Below are 18,277 nucleotides of genomic sequence, written 5' to 3'. Positions count from 1 at the left end.
CGCATCGAAACCTCCCCCTTCGGCGGCATCAAAGACTCCGGTAACGCCGTCAAAGAAGGCGTCACAGAAGCCATGAAGTTCTTCACAAACGTCAAAACATACTCAATGCCATGGCCAAGGTGAAACATATCTCCCAAACTACGGGGCCCTGCCTCCCATAGGGCCCCGCTTTTTTTCCTGACTTCCTTCGCATCACACGCAGTCGAAGGATGGTTACGGCTGCGCCTGCCTGGTTGAGCATGGATAACAGAACACCCAACCGTTGCCAGCTATCACCCTACCTTACGCCCAAAGGAGAACAGATAAATGCTTATCGGGGTCCCGAAAGAAATCAAAAACCACGAGTATCGTGTTGGATTGACGCCTGAGAGTGCCGCCGAACTGATCGCGCACGGTCATTCGGTGATCGTCGAGACCAGCGCGGGTGCCGGTATCGGCGCAGGTGATGATGCCTATGTCGCGAGCGGTGCAAAAATCGTCGAGACGGCTGATGAAGTCTTCGCAACCGCCGATATGATCGTGAAGGTAAAAGAGCCACAGGCTGTCGAACGCGCCAAACTGCGCGAAGAACAGATTCTCTACACATATCTGCACCTTGCCCCGGACCCCGAGCAAACCAGAGATCTGGTCGCATCCGGTTCGGTCTGCATAGCATATGAAACGGTCACAGATGGGTCCGGTGGCCTGCCGCTATTGAAACCGATGAGCCAGGTTGCGGGCCGAATGTCGATCCAGGCCGGTGCAAATGCGCTGGAGAAAGCCAAGGGCGGCAGTGGCGTGCTGCTGGGCGGTGTGCCCGGCGTTGCCCCTGCCAAAGTTGTTGTCATCGGTGGAGGGGTTGTTGGATTTAACGCCGCTCAAATGGCCGTGGGATTGCATGCCGATGTAACCATCCTTGACCGCAATCCGGCTGTTCTGGAAAAGCTCAGCAATCATTTCGAGGCGTCTGCCAAGGTCGTCTTCTCGACAAAAGCGGCGCTTGAAGCTCATGTCAAAGAAGCGGATCTGGTCATCGGTGCCGTACTGATCCCTGGCGCCGCGGCCCCGAAACTGGTCACAGCCGACCTGATTGGCAAGATGAAGCCCGGTGCCGTTGTTGTCGACGTTGCAATCGACCAGGGCGGTTGCTTTGAAACGTCGAAAGCGACCACGCACGCGGATCCCACTTATATGGTTGGCGACGTCGTGCACTACTGTGTTGCCAACATGCCCGGCGCCGTGGCGCGAACGTCGACATATGCACTGAACAACGCCACGTTGCCGCACGCCATTGCAATCGCCAACAAGGGATGGAAAAAGGCGCTGGCTGATGACGCGCGTCTTGCAAATGGCCTGAATGTTGCAGGGGGCAAAGTCACATACCAAGCGGTCGCAGATGATCTGGGCTATGACCACGTGCCGACCGCAACGGTATTGGCAAGCTGATCGCAACCGGTCTGGCCTGGTGATCCGAAACCAGGCCAGCCCCCGCAGATGCCGGAAATAGCCCGCACGAACGGCTTGCTGAACATGCTGAAGGCCATTCGTTTGCATAGCCACTCTTGCTGAGTGGGCAGCGTGAGGGAACAGATTACCATGGCGATCCTCTCCTTTCTTGTACAACTCTTTGGCGCGACGATGTTGCTGCTTTACTCGGTGCGGATGGTGCGCACCGGGATCGAACGCGCTTTCGGATCGGGGTTTCGCCGGGTTGTCACACAAAAATCCAATTCACTTGTATCGGCTGCCTCCGGATTGGGTCTGGCGTTGGTGCTGCAAAGTTCTGCGGCCGTTGCGTTGCTTGTCGCTGGCTTTGCTGGCGCCGCCGAACTGTCATTTCCTGTCGGTCTAGCCGTCATTCTGGGGGCGGATCTTGGATCGGCCTTGCTGATCCAGATCCTGTCCTTCCCGCTTGACTGGCTGGTGCCGCTATTGCTGGGAATTGGCGGGTTTGCGTTTGTCAAATCGGAAAGGCGAGGCGCCAAACAGGCAGGCCGCATCATTCTTGGGATCGCGTTTATCCTCATTTCGCTGCGGTTCCTGCGCGAAACGATGGATCCGATCCGGGACAGTTCATTTCTTCCTGCAATCGCGGGTTTTCTTGCGCGTGATTTCATCGCCGCATTTCTGGTCGGCGCGGCATTGGCGTTTGTCATGCATTCCAGCGTGGCCGTTATCCTGATGTGCGTCACCCTCGTTGCAATCGAGACCGTTCCTGTCGAAGCTGGCGTGTCGCTGGTTCTCGGGGCGAATCTCGGGTCCGGTTTGATCCCTGTCTGGCTTAGCAGGGGCATGTCACCTGCAGCCCGCAGACCCCCGCTGGCAAACATGACCCTGCGGGGACTTTGGGCCTTTGCCACACTTCTTTTTGTTAACCACGTTCCGGTAATACCGTATCTGGCCGTTTCCTCGGCGGGTCAGACCCTCGTGAATGTGCACCTGGCATTCAATCTGACATTGCTGGTGCTTGCCCTCCCGTTTGTTGAGCAACTGGAGCGCGTCTTTACGGGATTGCTACCCGACATTGCCGAAAAGCCTGCGAAACAAGAGGAAGAACACCGTTCGGCGCTGGATGAAGGCGTTCTGGATACACCCGCGCTGGCGCTGGCGTCGCTGCGTCGCGAAGTCCTTCGGATGCTGCATCTGTGCGAAGGCATGCTTAAACCCGTGATGGATGTTTATCGATCGGGTGACAAACAGCACGCGCGTTCGATCATCCGCGAAGACCAGAATCTCAACGATGCACTGGATGGCGTGCGCAAATTTGTCGCCAACATGCCGCAGGACTCCATGACCGACGAACAGAGCGAGCTTAGCCGTGAATTGGTGGAATATGCCATCGCGATTGAATCGGCGGGCGATATTGTAGTGAAGCGACTGGTGCCGCGGGCAATGCAGAAATCCAAGGAACAGGTGAAGTTCTCAAAGGAAGGATTTGGTGAACTTTGCAGGCTGCATGAGCAGGTATTGTCCAATGTTTCATTGGCTGCAAACGTACTGATTTCGGATGATCTTGAAAGTGCGCGGTTGTTGCTCGAAGAAAAGACGGAATGTGCCGTCAACGAACGAACCAGCCGGGAAAAGCATCTGGGCCGGCTTCAGTCCGGGGCACAAATAAGCTTCGAATCCAGCAATATCCATCTTGAAACACTTCGCGCGCTCAAAGACCTGAACAGTCAGATAGCGGCCGTGGCCTATCCCATTCTGCTCCGTGGCGGCCAGCTTCTGGAAACGCGTCTGATCGAAAGTATAGACATCGATGACACCGGGAAACCGGGGTAGGTTTAAGTACGCTGTCCTGCTGTGAGTTCAAAACGACCAATGCTGCAGCTTTGAGAACGGAACACAGACGCCTTTGCGCTGCCGTTGGCGCGGGGTAGGTCATGAGCATGACCCGGGATATCTGGTGACGAGGGCAAGACGCGCCCCGGGTTGGCGTCAGGGCGCGGCAGCCTCTGAATCCGCATGAGGCTTTTCATGGCCATCCACAGGCGCTTGGCGCGGCGACAAAGAGGCTTCGGATGCCTGAAAAACGCATTGTCCCCGGCGGATGGTGAACAGGATTTTGCGGTTCTGGATTTCAGCCGGGTGTTCCAACGGATTGCCGGACAATACGACAAAATCGGCCAGTTTCCCTTTTGTGATCGAGCCGCGCTCGTGCTCTTGAAACACTTGCCAGGCGGCATCGATGGTTTGGGCGCGCAGCGCGGCAAAGGCCGAAATCTTCTGGTTATCGTCCAGAGACTGCCCTGATGCGCTGAGCCGGTTCACCGCGCAATGGGCAAGATGCAGTGGCCGGGTTGGGGTGACAGAGGCATCATTGTGAAGTGTGTAGCGGACACCAAAGCGTTCGGCAGATCCTGCAGGCGAAATGCGCGCAGCCCGCTGGGGCCCCAGAAATGTATCCAGATGGCGATCCCCCCAAAAATGGATATGGGCCGAGAAGAAGCTGACCGTGACGCCAAGGCGCGCCATGCGCTGCAATTGATCATCGCGCAGAACCTGCCCATGAATGATGGTGTGGCGGTGATCGGTGCGGGGGGCGACCTCTAACGCGGCTTCGACAGCATCGAGAAACATGTCCGAACCCGCATCGCCGTTGCAATGGCAATGGATTTGAAACCCCAACTCGTGCAGCTTGCGCACCTCGCGCATATGCGTGTCGCGCTCCACATAGGTCATCCCGTTCGGCGCATCCCCGTTGGATGGCTTGTGATACGGCGCGGAGAGAAAGGCGGTCTGCATCTGGAAAGCGCCATCGGTGAACAGTTTGCGGGGGCCAAGGCTGAAATACGGCGTCTCGGGCCAGTCGAGCGGGGTATCCCCCTGGCTGAGGCCCGGCTCCAACTCGCCGATGGGCAGCAGCATCAGGTCAATGCCGGGATCGGTGCCCTCGGGCAGGCTGGCGAAATGCGTTAACAGGTCCAGCGAGGCCCACGCATTCTGCGCATAGGTCACGCCATGGGCCAGATATTCGTCACGGCAGGCCGCAAACCCGTCCCAGAAGCGTGTGCGATCAATCAGGAAATCGGTATTCCCCATCGCGCCCATCGCGGAGATGCCTTCAATCACGCCGGTCAGCGCACCGGTTTCGGGGTCGCGTCCGAAACGGCCACCCACCGGGTCAGGCGTATGGCGGTCGATGCCCTGCAAACGCAACGTGTAGGAATTGGCTGTCCCGACATGCCCGGAGGCGTGCAGCACCCAAACCGGGTGATCGGTCGAGACGCTGTCCAGCTCGGCGCGGGTGGGCATGCGGCGCTCAGAGATGGCGGTGTTGTCAAACAGCACGCCCATCACCCACTCGCCCTTGGGTGTCTCGGCCGCTTTCGCGCGCAGCCGTCGGATCGCGGTTTTCATATCGGTGCAATCCCCTCTGGGCGGGGCGGCCAGGTCGACACGAAAAAGCTTAATGAAGCCGGGATCAGGGAAATGACCATGCGGATCAATAAAGGCGGGCAACATCGTGCAGCCTTGCAGATCATGTACGGCGACACCTGCCTCTGCCTGGTGACGCAGATCCGCTTCTGCACCCACGGCAAGGATACGATCATCCTGCGTCAGAACCGCGTCGGTCTCGGGATTTGCATCATCCATCGTCAGGATGGTGCCGTTTACATACAGGGTTTGCCGATGGCTCATACGTCTCCCTCACCCAGCCTGTTAGATGAAACGCCTCCCGCGCCGGCAACAGCGCGGAAGGCTTTGGCAGCCCGGGAGCAGGCTACACCATCCACCAGCGTTCCAAAATACGCCGGCCGTCAAACCCACGGACCCAGGACAGGTCGCCATGAGCGATCTTATCGTTGCGGGCATGGACCTCGTTGGCGAACATCGGAACGATGTTACCGCCTTCATCCCGCAGGATGATCTGAATGTCGCGGTACATTTCCGCCCGCAGGCCTTCATCCAGTTCGGCGCGTGCCGCCACCAGCAACTCGTTGAACTTCGGGTGATCCCATTGCGTGTCATTCCACGCCGCCCCCGGTGCGAACCCGGTTGAGAGCATGGTGTCTTCGGTGGGATAGCCACCCCAATAGCTGGCGCTCCAGGGCTTCTTCATCCACACGTCCGACCAATAGCCATCATTGGGTTCACGCACGACATTGATGTTGATGCCTGCGTCCTTGGCCGAGGCCTGGAACAGCACGGCCGCATCCAGCGCGCCGCTATAGGCCGCATCCGAGGCACTGAGGTTTATTTCGATATCGCCCAGACCGGATTTCTCCATATGGTGCCGGGCTTTGTCGGGATCATAGCTGTTCTGTTCAATATCCGCCGCGTGATAGCGATAAGAGGGTCCGATGGGATGATCATTGCCCACCACGCCATGGCCAAACAGGATCTTGTCGACAATGTCCTGACGGTTGATCGCGAATTTCAATGCCTTGCGCAGTTCAAGATTATCGAACGGCGCCATCTTGGTCATCATCGGGAAGGTGTAATGCAGCGGCCCGGCGCCTTCTTCGATGATCACACCCGGTGTGCGCGACATCAGCGCCAGGGTCTTCAGCTCGACCCGGTCGATGCAATCCACTTCGCCGGTGATCAGCGCGTTCTGGCGGGCGGCAGGATCGGTGATCGAGTGCAGCTCAATCGAATCCGCATGGGCCGCGCCCTCTTTCCAGTAGTTCGGGTTGCGCTCGAATTCGTAGTGCCGTCCGGGCTGCTCGCTTTTCAGGATATAGCCGCCTGATCCACCACCTTCCCAGTCGATGCTGTTATCCTTGGTGGGATAGATGCCAAATGTCGCCTCGTTGAAGTTGAACGGGAAGTCCGCATTTCCTTCAGACAGGGTCACCACGATGGTGTTGCCATCCGCCTTGATCTCGGTCACCGCGTCCATCACCGGCTTGCCGACCGAGGTCGAGTCTTCGCCACGGTGATAGTTGATCGAGGCAATGACGTCCTCGGCCGTCATCGTCTTGCCATTGTGGAATTCCACACCGTCACGCAGTTTGAAGGTCCAGACCTTGGCATCGGGGGACGAGCTCCACTCGGTGGCCAGCGATCCCACCAGATTGCCCTGCGCATCCAGCTCGGTCAGCGTGTTGGCAACACCGTAGGCCACAACCCATTGCAACCCGTTGGTCAGCGTGGCCGGGTCGCGCGTATCAGATGTGGAGCCATGCCCCATGGCAAGCCGCATATGGCCCCCTTTGCTGGGTGTCGCGGCGCGGGCCTGACTGAAAAGCCCTGTTCCGACGCTCAGCGCCATCCCCAGGGCCGTGCTGCGGCCAAGAAATTCGCGGCGCGACATGCTGCCTTTTTCAACCTGGCTCAACAGCCATTTCGCATGTTTATCCTGTGCATTCATGTCTTGATTCTCCCGAAGGCGCTCTTGGCGCATATCCTTGTCATGCACTCAGGGTCGTCATTCTTCTTGATAATTTAAACTTCGCAGGTTTATTTAACTGTAAGCAAATAGAAGCTAGTTCACTTACACTCACGAAATAAATGCAGGCCTTATGGAAGATTTTTCGCAGAACCTGCGCAGCATATGCGCCGATTACGGCTCCATCGCGCAAGTGTGTCGCGAGATTGGAATCAATCGCCAACAGTTCAACCGCTATCTCAATGGCGGGGGCATGCCCTCGGCGCACAACCTGCGCCGCATTGCACGTCATTTCGATCTGACCGAGGCGGAACTGTTTTCGGATCATGGCGAGTTCACCCGCCGGCACATCCTGAACCAAAAGCGCACCGCAAGCGGCCCTGTCGATTTGATGATCGGCCCCTTTCGGGATCAGATGCAGGCGCTGCGCAGATATCTGGGCTTCTACCATTCTCATTTCATGACCCCCACCTGGGACGGCATGATCCTGCGCAGCCTGATTTGGCTATACGAAAAGGATGGGTATGTGATGTCCCGCTCTGTGGAACGCGTGATCGCCAGGGACGGCAGCGTCGAACAGAAATCACGCTATGAAGGCATGGTTTCAAAACGGGGCAACCGCATTTACGTGGTCGAACATGAAATGGTACGGGACGGCAGCATCGTCGAGACAATCCTGACGCCCTCGCACCGCCAGCAGGTCAGGTTTCTGCGGGGTATGACGATGGGCGTTGCATGGCGCCCCCATGTCAGCCCCTACGCGTCCCGCGCCATCTGGAAACGCATAGATAGCAAGGTCGCTTTGCGGGACGCTCTGAAAGCCTGTGGCACCTATCCGCATCAAAGCCGCAGCATTGATCCAACCGTGCGCGCGTTTTTGAGCGACCCGCAAGATCAGATGCCTTCGAAAGCGTCCAACCATATCCTGTCATGACCCGAGATAACAACCTCAAGGCCTTCGATCAGGCCTTCGGGTATGCCGATATTGTGTCGGGTCGCGGTACGGGGATGTCAATCTTGGAACAAAGCCGGCCAGAAGTTGCTGACCATAACACTGTTTTTCAACTATGTTTCGAAATTCCGATACGGCATCCTGATGCAGTTCGGCGTTGTGATAGCGCGGCAGTTCGTAGGCAAGCCGTACCATCCTGGCGAGGCCATTTTCATTGATCGGCAGACCGTCATAGCCGATTATGGAAACCGACCCGTGAATTCCCTGCATCATCTCGGAGATCGATACATCTTTCTGTCGTTCCCCCATCGCTGTTTCCGCCAAGCCACCTAAAAGGCGGCATCCTTTTGAGTAGCCACGTATTCGCTGGCTTGTGTAGATCAACGGGTGGTTTGAGAGGTAGTTAGAAAACCGCGATACAGCTGTAAATTACTGAAAAATATTGGCTTTGACGGTTTTATTGGCGCCCGAACGGAGGTGCGACTCCAGCTGCCAAACTGTTGCAGTGTTCAAAGCGAATGACATCGCCAATAGACTAAGGTTCGTTTTCGAGACACAACAGCGGGTAGACAAAGCCACTGAATCGCCGATCCTGTGTCTCAGGATCGAAAAGTGCCACTACACCTGTTTCGGCATTGTTGCGCGTCAACATCCATAATGGGTCGATCAGTTCAGCATCTCCATTCCACCAGTAGCGCAACCCCTTTTCCTTCAGCCACCTGGTTTCGGACAAGCGACTTTCGGATAGTTTGTATACCTCCAGATGCACTTCGCCCCTGAATTTTCTATTGTCACCCGGGTGTCGCACGCGGCCGATCGGGCGACCACGTTGCAATTCTTCTCCGACATAGAGGTGTGGCATGTCGCGACGCTGAAGATGATTGAACTCACTCAGATAGACGTGCCCGGTCTCCGGAAGATTCAGATCAGTGGCCTTATGAAGGATCAACAGGTTCCAATCCCGCCCCCAGCCATGATCCACGGACCAAATCGCCAGGATTCTACCATGGGCCGGTGCAATGACCGTGTCTCCTATTTCACCCAGATCGATGCCCGTGTGAGGACGATCACGTAGAGTACCGTCCAGGTCCCTCAGGTCGCTGTAGCCCGAACTGATCTTCCCGCAAGACATATGTGTCGGATAAACTGGGGTTGTTTCCGCCCGTCCATCCGTCGCACCGCAGGTTGCGAAAACCAGCAATGCAAGACTTGGCTGAACGAGGCGGGATATCATGAGTCGCTTTTGATCAATGCAAAAAGGGTTGCCTGTCTGCTCTCAAGATCGGTCCCGCGCGATCTTATTACACCGGGGCCTGCGCTGATACGCGAGGGTGCAATAATGAGGCTACGGGCGCCCGTGGAGCAGTTGAAGATGGGTCGGATCAATAAATTTTGCCACAACTCAGAAGTTTTCATCCCTATCCCCGAGAAAGCGACCGGTGGGGCGGCCGAAAAGACAGCGAGGACAAACGCGCCTGTTTTGGTTGTCGCACAGCAGTCTTTCAGTTTGCGTTTGGTTGTTGGCAAACCGTCACTCTGACCGAGACAGGCGGTACACCACGGGTTCGTCCCGCATGTATTCCAGAAGAACGGTGTCGCCAACGGCTGGCCCATCGACGGACTCGACAAAAACGTGCTGGGTGATTGAGCCATTGATCGGATTGCCCGCGCTATCGACGGCTGTGCTGTCTGGCACTTCGTATTGCAGGGTGTACGCCATCCTTCCTCCGTCCAGGGCTTCAACATCAACGACCTTGCCCTCGGCCTTGCTCCATTCTTCGCTTTGAAGGCAACCCGAAAGAGCGATGGCTCCAGCCAATAGAAAGATTGGGTTTTTCATTGATTTTACTTCCCTAAATGCAGGTTTACGAGGTTAGCGGGGGGCGAGTGTCATTCATTTAGCGCGACATTGCACCGCCTCTGAGTTAACTCGAGAGTTTCACCAGAGCGAACGGGCGTTGTGGTCAGACCAAAGCTGTTGATCTCCGACGCATTCATCCAGTGGATATGGTCTGCATCTGCACTGTTCAGCGTGTACCAATAGAAATCAGAGTGAATTCCCATTTCGCGATAGTATGCCAGATAAAGCTGATGTTCCGGATCGTCCCTTGGCAGATCCCGGCCTTGCTCTGATCCGAAAAAACCGCTTACGGCCCAGCTGTGCACACCAATGCACGCATCCGGGGCAGCGACCCGAGTCACACCGGCAAGAAACAGGTCGGTGCCGCCCGAGGCAACCATTCCGCCGGGTGGAATGATCGTGGACACCCCTGCGGCCCGCAGCATCCTGGCCAGTTCCAGGTTTGCTTCGTCATCGTCCGATCCGGGGATATTTCGCAAGGTGACAACCCGGATATCCGGTCTTTCGCGCAGCGCGCCTGCCACGATTTCTGGCGTGGACGTGTCGATAACCCCGTCCAGTATCAAGGTGTCGCCCGATGCCGTGATGCTGAACTGTTCCTCGGCATGTGTATCGCCCTCGCAGGCAGCCGCGAGCAATATTCCCACAATTCCAAGCATTTTTAATGTGTTACTCATCCTCTGAGCCCTTTCTTCTTCTGCGCACCGCCTCAGGTTTCGCGGATGCTCTCGTCGAGCATGCGGAACACCGGGTAAAGGAAATATGAGATGACCTGGCGCTGGCCGACCTGCACTTCGGCGTTCAGGGTCATGCCGGGAAGGGCGCGGAAGCCTTTCGGCAGATTGGTCAGAACCTTCTCAATCGGCGGAATCGAGACCCGGGCCAGATAGTGAACCTCGCCGGGGGCAACCGCGGTGTTGCCGTCGCGTGCGCCGACAAAACTGTCGCCGCTCAGCGATTCTATCCGGCCTTCGACCAGCCCGTGTTTCTGGAAGGGAAAGGATTCGATCTTGATACGGACGTGGTCACCAACCGACACTTTGCCGATGTCGCGGGCGGGAATCCATATTTCGGCAAGCAAATCCTGATCGGTCGGCACCAAAGTAACAACACCTTCGGCGGCGCTGACCACCGATCCGGTGTTCCGGTCGGCCACATCCAGAACAAAACCCTGAAACGGCGCCTCGATTGTCGAGGTTGCGCTGCGTCGGGTTGCTTTGCGTAATTCTTCCTGCACTGCGTCGCGGCGGGTGCGGGTGGCGATCAGGTCTTCAAGGACTTTGCGTTTCCATTGCGCGGCGAAACTCTCCAGTGCACGTTCGACACCGTCGATTTCCGCGCTAATCTCGGCAAGCTGCTGCCTTGTCGCCGTCAGCTGCCGCTCGATAGTCAACGTACTCAGATGCTGTTTCAGAAATGCCGCGCGGCTGGTGTTGCCATTCTCCGTCAGCTTTTCTTTCATGCCCTCAAGCTCGCGCATCACGTTGAGCTGCTCCTGAAGCTGTGCCGCATCCCGGCGCAGACGCTGCGACGACGCTGCGAGCAACCAACGTCGCGATTCCATTTCTGCAACGCGGGCAGCGCGTTCGGCCCGGTTGCGTGTGTTCAAATCCTGTTCCTGCAGCGCATCTTCACTTGCCCTGACCGGTTCAAAGGGTTCCTCGCGGCTTTCCGCGCCAAGCCGGTCGAGCTTTGCGGTCAGCTTCGACAATTCCGCCCGGAGACGCATTTCGTCTGAAGCTGAGAACGTCGGGTCGAACGCAACGAGAACCTCGCCCTTTTCAACGACCTGACCTTTCCTGACATTCAGCTCGCGCACGATCGACGTTTCCAGCGGCTGCAGTACGACATGGTTGCCGACAGTGATGATCTTGCCACGCGCCGTGACATAGCTGTCGATGCTGCTGACGCTGGCCCAGGTCACCAGTGCCACGATAAGCACCGCGATCAGGTAAAGTACGCTGCGGGCCAGCGCCGGTGCGCGGCGCTGTTCGATCCGGTCCGCGTCGGGCAGGAAATCAACGGCCTCACCGGGCGGTGTGCGCTTGGCAATTGGGGTTTTGGTCTTTGACATCTCGGTTCTCCGAACTTCTCTGTCGAGATTATTGATTGAGTCGGCTATTCGGCTGCTGTCATGTAGCTGTTCTGGCGCATCCAGAGGTTCCAGTAGATCGGGCAGCTTTCCATCAGGGCGTCATGAGGCCCAAGCCCGGCGGTCTTGCCCTGATCAAGAACCAGAATCTCATCGCATTTGACCATCGAGGCCAGCCGGTGCGACACCATGATCACGGTGCGGCCCTGACGGATCATTTCCAGGTTTTCCTGAATGATGCTTTCGCTTTCCGGGTCCAGCGCCGATGTTGCCTCATCAAGGATCAGAATCCTGGGATCGCTCAACAGGGCGCGGGCAATCGACAGCCGTTGCTTCTGGCCGCCCGACAGGTTCGGCGCGCCTTCGTCCAGTTCGGTGTCATAGCCTTTGGGCAGGCGCTGGACGAACTCATCCGCACCCGCCATCCGGGCCGCATTGAAGATCTGTTCATCCGTGGCAGTTGGTGCGCTGATGCAGATATTGTCACGGATCGTGCCACGAAACAGAAAGCTTTCTTGCAGGACCACGCCAGTGTTGCGGCGCAAATGGGCGATATCCAGCTCGCGTGAGTCTATGCCGTCGATCCGGATCGACCCGGCCTGCGGCTGGTGCAGGCCCTGCAATAGCTTGGTCACCGTGGTTTTACCTGACCCCGACCGCCCGACGAGCCCGACCATCGTTCCGGCCTCGATCTTGAAGCTCAGACCATCCAGCGACGGCTGCGGGCTGCGCGGATAGCGGAATGTGACATCATCGAACTCGATCTCGCCCTCGATAACGACCTGTGCGCCGCCCGCCGCCTGAGGTTCCTGCGGATGATTCATGATGTTGCCCAACATCCGAACCGAAAGCGCGGTTTCCTGATACTCGTGCAGCAGTCCGACCAATTGGATCAACGGCTCGGCAACCCGACCGGCGAGCATCTGGAAAGCAATAAGCGCGCCAACGGTCAGAATTCCGGCAAAGACGTCGAAAGCGCCGATGGCGATGATTGCAATCAGCATCAGCTTTTGCAGAATCTGGATGACGAATTGCAACGCTGCCGACATCTTGCCCACATCGACACTGGTCTCGACCGCGTTGACGGCAGTGGTTTCCCAAGTGTTCCTGCGCTGTGGTTCCAGCGACAAGGCTTTGACGGTCTGCATCCCGTGAATGGTTTCCACCAACAGCGACTGGCGCGCGCCTTCGGCGGCGTAAAGCCGCTGCAAACGGTTCCGGAACGGCCCGAGCATGCAGAATATGAAAAACGCTGTCAGCCCGCCGAAACCCAGAACAAGCAGGGTCAGCTTGCCACTGTAAAAGATCAGCGCGGGCAGAAAGACGATCAGCGAAAGCACGTCAATCGCACTGACCAGAAGTCGCCCGGTCAAAAATTGGCGGATCACATCAAGCTGCTGCATGTGTTTGGTCAGCACACCCGCCGATTGCTGTTCGAAAAAGTCGATCGGCAGTTTCAGCAGATGGGTAAAGGCGCGCATTGTGATGCGTACATCGACCTTTTGCGTGGCAAACAGCAGAATGTATTGCCGCACGAAGGTGAACGTCGCCTCGAACAGGATTGCGATGGCGACCCCAATGGTCAGCACGGTCAAGGTTGACACGCTCTGATGCACCAGCACCTTGTCCACAACGATCTGGAAGAAGATCGGAGTCGACAGGCTGACCAGCACCAGCATGGCGGCCGCGATCAGCACATCGCGAAATGCTCTGCGTTCGCGCCAAAGTTCGGGCACGAACCACATCAGATTGAACGGACGCTCCGTATCGGTGATCTTGTGGCGTCGCTTGACCAGGATCAGTTTGCCGCTCCAGCGTGCCTCGAATTCCCGTTGCGGCAGGGCCTCGATATCCCCGGTATTCGCATGCGGGTCGAAAACGACCGCACGAGCCTCTTCACCGGGGGAGTCGCCGGATTCTACGCCCAGCAGGATGATACATCCGCCATCGACAAGCGGCACCAACGCAGGCAAAGCGCCCGATAAGCTTTGCAAACGATCAAAGTCGGAACTGATCTGGCGAGCGGTGCAACCGCTTTTGCGGATGATCTGCAATAGCTTTGATGTCCGCAGACCGGTAGAGGTCAGCCCGTATTCGTGGACCAACCGGTCTACGTTCAGGCGCAGACCAAATTCACGGGCAAGCGTTACGAAGCAGTCTAGTGCCGCAAATCCGGCCGGGCCGGAAACCGCCTCGGTCGCCTTGTCCTGTGCAGGTGCAGATGAGTTGGTCATTTTTTTGCCCTCCGGCCGATCGGTGTTCATTTCTGGGTTCCGGACCCTTCTGGCCTTAGCGTGCCAGAAGGGTCCGGGGGGAGCCGCTCAGCTTAGGGGGGGCGAGCGGTTGCAATTCGGAGGCTGGCTGGAGTCATCCTGCCTCCGACCTCTGCGGGTAGTCTGATGTCGTGAGTGGCGGAAACCCGCAGAAACATTGCTGGCACGAGTCAACGTGCGCCGACAGGTTTTGTCTGACGGCGCACCCTCTGAACTCAGCTTGAAGCCAGACCTGCCGCACCGGACAACGAGCGATCATCCGGACGACGCAGGCCGGAAACCGACTGACGGACACCAAGCCCGGAAGCCACGCTTCTGAGTGGCGACGGGCTGGACGCTTCGGCACCCGCCTGAGCAGCATCGGCGCGGACATGTGGCGAAAGGCTGGCAAGGCTTACCGTTTTCGGAGCCGGAGCCGCTTTGCCTGACAAGCTGACCTTGTAGTCACCACCATCAAGGAAGGTCGGATTCGAGAACTTGAAATACGCGTAATCCGTTTGCGACGCCGTGAAGGTCACGGTGGTTTTGCCGTTTGCGGTGCTCACTTTTGCATTGATGGCGTTGCCCAGCCCGTCCAGAACCTTGATGTCCGGCCGACGCTCGATCCCGGCTGCGCCGGAATTGTCCGCCTCAAGGGTAAAGCTGTATTGCCGTCCCTTGGTCAGATAGGCCTGATACTGGTCGGTATCACCCATGACCAGCGTGCCTTTCGCGCTGTCGCCTTCGCTCAGATAGTTCTTGAAGTTGCTGAAGGTCGCATCGCCATCGTCGCGGGAAGGACGTTCACGCACCGCAAACTTATAGGATCCGGTTCCGGCGGTGTCGCCACTTCTGACGCGGATGTAATAGTCGCCCGTTTCATGGAAGATATGCGAATAGCGCCGCAGCTCGTCCTTGCCCTGACCCCAGTCCTGCCTGCCCCATTCAGGGCTGACAAGGTTGCCTTTTGCGTCGACGATGTCGATCTGCGGATCGTTCAGCGTTCCGTTGCCCGACGCTGCACCAGCGGCCAGAAGCTGGTACTGCTTGCCTTTTTCAAGGCGCACCTTGACCCAGTCCTGATCACCCGAGGTCTCGATATTGCCCGACAGCACTTCGCCAAGCTTGGCGCTACGCTTGGTGGTCGCATCGCCTGCCGCGTCATCCTTGGGGGCCGGACCCACCGAGGACATCGAGACCTTGTATTCGCCTGTCGGATAGATGCCGCCGTTCACACGCAGAGCATAGGAACCGGACTCTTTGGCCGTGAAGGTCAGTTTGCTGTCCCAGCCGGTAGGGGCGGCAGGGACGTCCTTGACTAGCTTTCCGTCCTGCGAGAACAGCTCAAGCGAGACGCCCGTGGTCAGGGGAAGACCTTTCGATCCGTCCGGTGACGCGTCGAACGTGTACGTGCGGCCTTTCACCAGGTTCACTTTGAAGGAATCCGAATCCTCTGTGCCCAGGATGCGGTTCAACGAGCCTTTGATCGACGCACCATCTTTCAGAGGGGTCAGATCTTTGGGAACGGGGTAAAGCCCGGTCTTGGGATCGAGGGTGCCCACGGTTGTGTATTCATCTGCACCCTCCACCACATGGCGGATATGGGCCGAATAGCTCCCGGTCTTGGCCGCGTCTCGGCTGCCAACCTTCAGGTAATAGTCTCCGGTCTCACCGCTGAAGACGAAGCCGCGGAATTCGTCGGATCGACGAATACGGTTGGAGTTCGTGATGAAATCGTTGAAGAAAATCCCTTTTGTGGGTTTTCCATCGGCGCCGAAGACCTGCAGGGTCGGGTCTTCCAACGTGCCCATGCGCGAGTTTTTCCCGGTCACGACCAGTTTGTAGCCCTGTCCTTTGACCAGGTGGACCTTGATCCAGTCGGTTTCGCCCGCTTTCGAGATGTCGCCTTTGACGATGCCATCGAGTTTCAGTTCATCCGTCACGGCATCTGCGCCGGGGAACTTGTCGTGAGTAGCCATGTTTCTTTTCTCCTTCCGGTGCCCGGGATTGGCACCAGACAATCATTCTTGTTGAGTGGTTCGCGCCGCAGAGTGGAAAGCCGCGCTGACCTCATTAAGAACTCAGGATCGTGGGGCGGACAGGGTTAGAACCGTTGCCTTGGAGTTAGTCGGGCATGGTACGTCATCGTTAATTGCCGTGTTAACTAAATTGACGGCACGAGGTAACATTTTGCCTGTGAAAACAAGAAACATTTCCGATGTTAGATGTAACTGTTACACACTTGATTCGGGGAAAACGATTCGTTTGTAGGGGCGCGTTTGACAGGATGCCAGAGAATCCATCGATGACGCTGAAGTGTGAGCTAACCCGTGAGGCAGTCTTTGAACAGCTTGAAAAAATTCTGTCCAGCGATGCGTTTACCAACTCGCAACGCATGCAGAGTTTTTTGCGATATATCGTCACCGAAACTCTGGAAGAGCGCAGCGATCAGCTGAAGGAATTCACGATCGCGCAGGACGTGTTCGAAAAGGGCGACGACTACGATCCAAAAAACAGCTCGCAGGTGCGGGTTGAGGCTAATCGCTTGCGCAAGCGGCTAGAGAAATACTATTCAGAACACCCGCAAGACGAGATCGTCGTATCGCTCCCCAAGGGGGGATATCGCGTCCAGTTCGATACGTTGGAAAAAAGTAGATTGATTCAGGCCGAGGAGTATTTCTCTGACCTGGTTACTGCCCGGGCACGTCGAAATAAGCTGCGGATGGCACCGATCCTCGCTTTGGATATCCAGCGCACGATCAAATATCAGGGTGATTTCGATGTCGGCGAAAACCTGAAATTTGCGCAGCATCTGATAAACCCCACTATTGAAAAACATGAGGGCGTTTTTTCCGGTATCGCGGGCGATGCACTGATCTACGAATTTCCTATCGCGGAGGATGCTCTGTCGGCAGCACTTGCGGTCTTGGAATATCTCAAATTCAGCAACACCGGGGCGCCCGAGCAAGAAGGACGTTTTGCCCGGATCGGCCTGGATTCTGGCAGCGTTCAGGACGGACCGAAGGGGCTGACTGGTTCTGCGGTGGATGAGGCGGTCGCAATGATGGAGACCCCACCACAGTTCGACTTTGGAGTAACCGGCAGCATATGCGACCAGTTCAATCGCCGCAAAAATGTTCATTTCACCTATATCGGCGGTCGTCTATCCCAAGACAAATCCCGACGGTACAGAGCATATGGCGTTCAGTTAGGGCAATCGCCTGAAACTTCACAGAACGTACTGGGCTTAAATGATTTCCAAACGTCGACCTCCAGGTTTGGAACGTTGGGTATTGTTGGCAAATCCGCAATTGCGCTTGTTTGCGCGGTGGTGGCGTATGGAACCTACCACTTCACGGTGGAGATGCCGCGCCTTTCCGCAGAGCTCGATCAGGCTGAGGTCAAGCTTCACGTCGACCAGGAAAAGGCCTTGATCGCTGTCTTCCCATTGACCGCCATTCCCGGCGATCCAGAGGATTTGGAAGAAGCAGAGGATTTGACGGTTCACACCATTTACTATTTGACGCAAAATCCTGATCTCAGCGTGATTTCGCATGGTGCCACACACCAGTATCGCGGGCGCATTATGGATATGCGGAAATTTGGCGCTGAGGTCGGTGCCCGATTTGTGCTTTCCGGTACACTAGCACTGGAGGGGGACGAACACAGCGTATCTGCCGAGCTTATTCGGGTGTCCAACGGACAAAATCTTTGGTCCGGCTCGATTGCATTTGATGAGACCCGGGTTTCCGATGACCGTCCACTTGAATCCTTACTGGCCGAAATCCTCGCCAAGGACACCTACAACGCCCTGCTTCAAGAGCTTGATGAGTAGACGCTTGCAGCAGTGTCTAACGTCAATGCCCTTGGGACAGATTTGAGATTCAAAATTTGTCTTTCTGAGTCGTGCCCTTTGCTCAGTGAGGTCCGCTTTCTGCGCTTCGAGATCGTTCGGGGACAACGCAGCGTTCGGCCCTCTGGGCTAGCGCACCCAGTTGCCAGATTTGGAACTGACCTTTGACCCCGATGTTCTTGAAATTCGACATGCAACAACTCAGGTAAAATCACACATTGAAATTTAGGAAAGTCGGGAAGTCTACAAACATGCTGATTGCAGAAGAAGAACACCCATTTGTAAACTGCGCAATCGAGGCGAACGATGAAGAAGGCCAATTCGTTGGCACTGTCCGTCGTCAGGGATTTTGGGACAGATGGCGGCCTGAGCTAAGAGAGGGTCTGGCGCATCTGGTTGTTGTGATTATGCGGCGGATTTGCGGTGGAGCAAGCGTCGCGTTTCGATGGTCTT

14 protein-coding genes are annotated in these 18,277 nt (G+C 56.8%); 5 read left to right on the top strand and 9 right to left on the bottom strand.

Translation table 11 applies throughout. The annotated features are described in order from the left end of the window. The first annotated feature begins 306 nt into the window (after positions 1-306). Both ald and V6N02_RS22150 read left to right on the top strand, forming a co-directional pair. On the top strand, positions 307-1,425 hold the full coding sequence (ald, locus tag V6N02_RS22155; RefSeq protein WP_371229854.1) for an alanine dehydrogenase: 1,119 nt from the start codon (positions 307-309) through the stop codon (positions 1,423-1,425). Positions 1,426-1,575: 150 nt separating this feature from the next. After that, positions 1,576-3,261: a Na/Pi cotransporter family protein gene (locus tag V6N02_RS22150; RefSeq protein WP_371229851.1), complete on the top strand. Its 1,686-nt coding sequence runs from the start codon at positions 1,576-1,578 to the stop codon at positions 3,259-3,261. A 156-nt stretch (positions 3,262-3,417) separates the two neighbouring features. On the opposite strand, the gene V6N02_RS22145 is transcribed toward V6N02_RS22150, so the two are convergent. Together V6N02_RS22145 and V6N02_RS22140 are read right to left on the bottom strand one after the other, a co-directional pair. Next, entirely contained in the window at positions 3,418-5,121 is a 1,704-nt protein-coding gene (locus V6N02_RS22145) for an amidohydrolase (protein ID WP_371229848.1), read from the bottom strand. A gap of 82 nt (positions 5,122-5,203) precedes the next feature. Then, positions 5,204-6,796, bottom strand: coding sequence for an ABC transporter substrate-binding protein (locus V6N02_RS22140; protein WP_371229846.1), 1,593 nt, complete (start codon positions 6,794-6,796; stop codon positions 5,204-5,206). 151 nt (positions 6,797-6,947) lie between these two features. Here V6N02_RS22140 and V6N02_RS22135 point away from each other — a divergent pair, with 151 nt between their 5' ends. After that, positions 6,948-7,748 (top strand): helix-turn-helix domain-containing protein, encoded by an 801-nt coding sequence (locus V6N02_RS22135; RefSeq protein ID WP_371229843.1) that lies wholly within the window; start codon positions 6,948-6,950, stop codon positions 7,746-7,748. A gap of 15 nt (positions 7,749-7,763) precedes the next feature. On the opposite strand, the gene V6N02_RS22130 is transcribed toward V6N02_RS22135, so the two are convergent. The 7 genes from V6N02_RS22130 to V6N02_RS22100 form a co-directional block, all read right to left on the bottom strand. Beyond that, positions 7,764-8,075, bottom strand: a complete 312-nt coding sequence (locus tag V6N02_RS22130) for a hypothetical protein (protein WP_371229840.1) — start codon at positions 8,073-8,075, stop codon at positions 7,764-7,766. A 226-nt stretch (positions 8,076-8,301) separates the two neighbouring features. Continuing rightward, positions 8,302-9,000 carry a M23 family metallopeptidase gene (locus tag V6N02_RS22125; protein WP_371229836.1) on the bottom strand — a complete coding sequence of 233 codons (699 nt, stop codon included), beginning with the start codon at positions 8,998-9,000 and terminating at the stop codon, positions 8,302-8,304. Positions 9,001-9,297: 297 nt separating this feature from the next. After that, entirely contained in the window at positions 9,298-9,606 is a 309-nt protein-coding gene (locus V6N02_RS22120; protein WP_371229834.1) for a hypothetical protein, read from the bottom strand. A gap of 50 nt (positions 9,607-9,656) precedes the next feature. Beyond that, positions 9,657-10,304, bottom strand: a complete 648-nt coding sequence (locus V6N02_RS22115) for a COG3904 family protein (RefSeq protein WP_371229831.1) — start codon at positions 10,302-10,304, stop codon at positions 9,657-9,659. A gap of 32 nt (positions 10,305-10,336) precedes the next feature. After that, positions 10,337-11,701, bottom strand: coding sequence for an HlyD family type I secretion periplasmic adaptor subunit (locus V6N02_RS22110; RefSeq protein WP_371229828.1), 1,365 nt, complete (start codon positions 11,699-11,701; stop codon positions 10,337-10,339). A gap of 44 nt (positions 11,702-11,745) precedes the next feature. Further along, positions 11,746-13,953 (bottom strand): peptidase domain-containing ABC transporter, encoded by a 2,208-nt coding sequence (locus tag V6N02_RS22105; RefSeq protein ID WP_371229825.1) that lies wholly within the window; start codon positions 13,951-13,953, stop codon positions 11,746-11,748. Between the two features lie 254 nt (positions 13,954-14,207). Next, complete coding sequence (locus V6N02_RS22100) at positions 14,208-15,950, bottom strand: hypothetical protein (RefSeq protein WP_371229822.1); 1,743 nt, start codon at positions 15,948-15,950, stop codon at positions 14,208-14,210. A gap of 308 nt (positions 15,951-16,258) precedes the next feature. On the opposite strand from V6N02_RS22100, the gene V6N02_RS22095 reads away from it, so the two are divergent. After that, positions 16,259-17,806 (top strand): hypothetical protein, encoded by a 1,548-nt coding sequence (locus V6N02_RS22095; RefSeq protein ID WP_371229819.1) that lies wholly within the window; start codon positions 16,259-16,261, stop codon positions 17,804-17,806. 269 nt (positions 17,807-18,075) lie between these two features. Beyond that, a partial coding sequence (locus V6N02_RS22090; RefSeq protein ID WP_371229816.1) for a hypothetical protein occupies positions 18,076-18,277 on the top strand: 202 nt, incomplete at its 3' end.

It is taken from the genome of Roseovarius conchicola, assembly GCF_041403425.1.
Lineage (GTDB): Bacteria > Pseudomonadota > Alphaproteobacteria > Rhodobacterales > Rhodobacteraceae > Roseovarius > Roseovarius conchicola.
Note: the sequence above shows the minus strand (reverse complement) of the source record. Positions and strands in the feature narration are given on the sequence as shown.

Excerpts from the sequence above, each read along its gene's own strand:
- V6N02_RS22105 (WP_371229825.1), bottom strand. The coding sequence starts at position 13,953 with ATGACCAACTCATCTGCACCTGCACAGGACAAGGCGACCGAGGCGGTT.
- V6N02_RS22120 (WP_371229834.1), bottom strand. The coding sequence starts at position 9,606 with ATGAAAAACCCAATCTTTCTATTGGCTGGAGCCATCGCTCTTTCGGGT.
- V6N02_RS22135 (WP_371229843.1), top strand. The coding sequence starts at position 6,948 with ATGGAAGATTTTTCGCAGAACCTGCGCAGCATATGCGCCGATTACGGC.
- V6N02_RS22115 (WP_371229831.1), bottom strand. The coding sequence starts at position 10,304 with ATGAGTAACACATTAAAAATGCTTGGAATTGTGGGAATATTGCTCGCG.
- V6N02_RS22130 (WP_371229840.1), bottom strand. The coding sequence starts at position 8,075 with ATGGGGGAACGACAGAAAGATGTATCGATCTCCGAGATGATGCAGGGA.
- V6N02_RS22095 (WP_371229819.1), top strand. The coding sequence starts at position 16,259 with ATGCCAGAGAATCCATCGATGACGCTGAAGTGTGAGCTAACCCGTGAG.
- V6N02_RS22125 (WP_371229836.1), bottom strand. The coding sequence starts at position 9,000 with ATGATATCCCGCCTCGTTCAGCCAAGTCTTGCATTGCTGGTTTTCGCA.
- V6N02_RS22150 (WP_371229851.1), top strand. The coding sequence starts at position 1,576 with ATGGCGATCCTCTCCTTTCTTGTACAACTCTTTGGCGCGACGATGTTG.
- V6N02_RS22145 (WP_371229848.1), bottom strand. The coding sequence starts at position 5,121 with ATGAGCCATCGGCAAACCCTGTATGTAAACGGCACCATCCTGACGATG.
- V6N02_RS22140 (WP_371229846.1), bottom strand. The coding sequence starts at position 6,796 with ATGAATGCACAGGATAAACATGCGAAATGGCTGTTGAGCCAGGTTGAA.
- ald (WP_371229854.1), top strand. The coding sequence starts at position 307 with ATGCTTATCGGGGTCCCGAAAGAAATCAAAAACCACGAGTATCGTGTT.
- V6N02_RS22110 (WP_371229828.1), bottom strand. The coding sequence starts at position 11,701 with ATGTCAAAGACCAAAACCCCAATTGCCAAGCGCACACCGCCCGGTGAG.
- V6N02_RS22100 (WP_371229822.1), bottom strand. The coding sequence starts at position 15,950 with ATGGCTACTCACGACAAGTTCCCCGGCGCAGATGCCGTGACGGATGAA.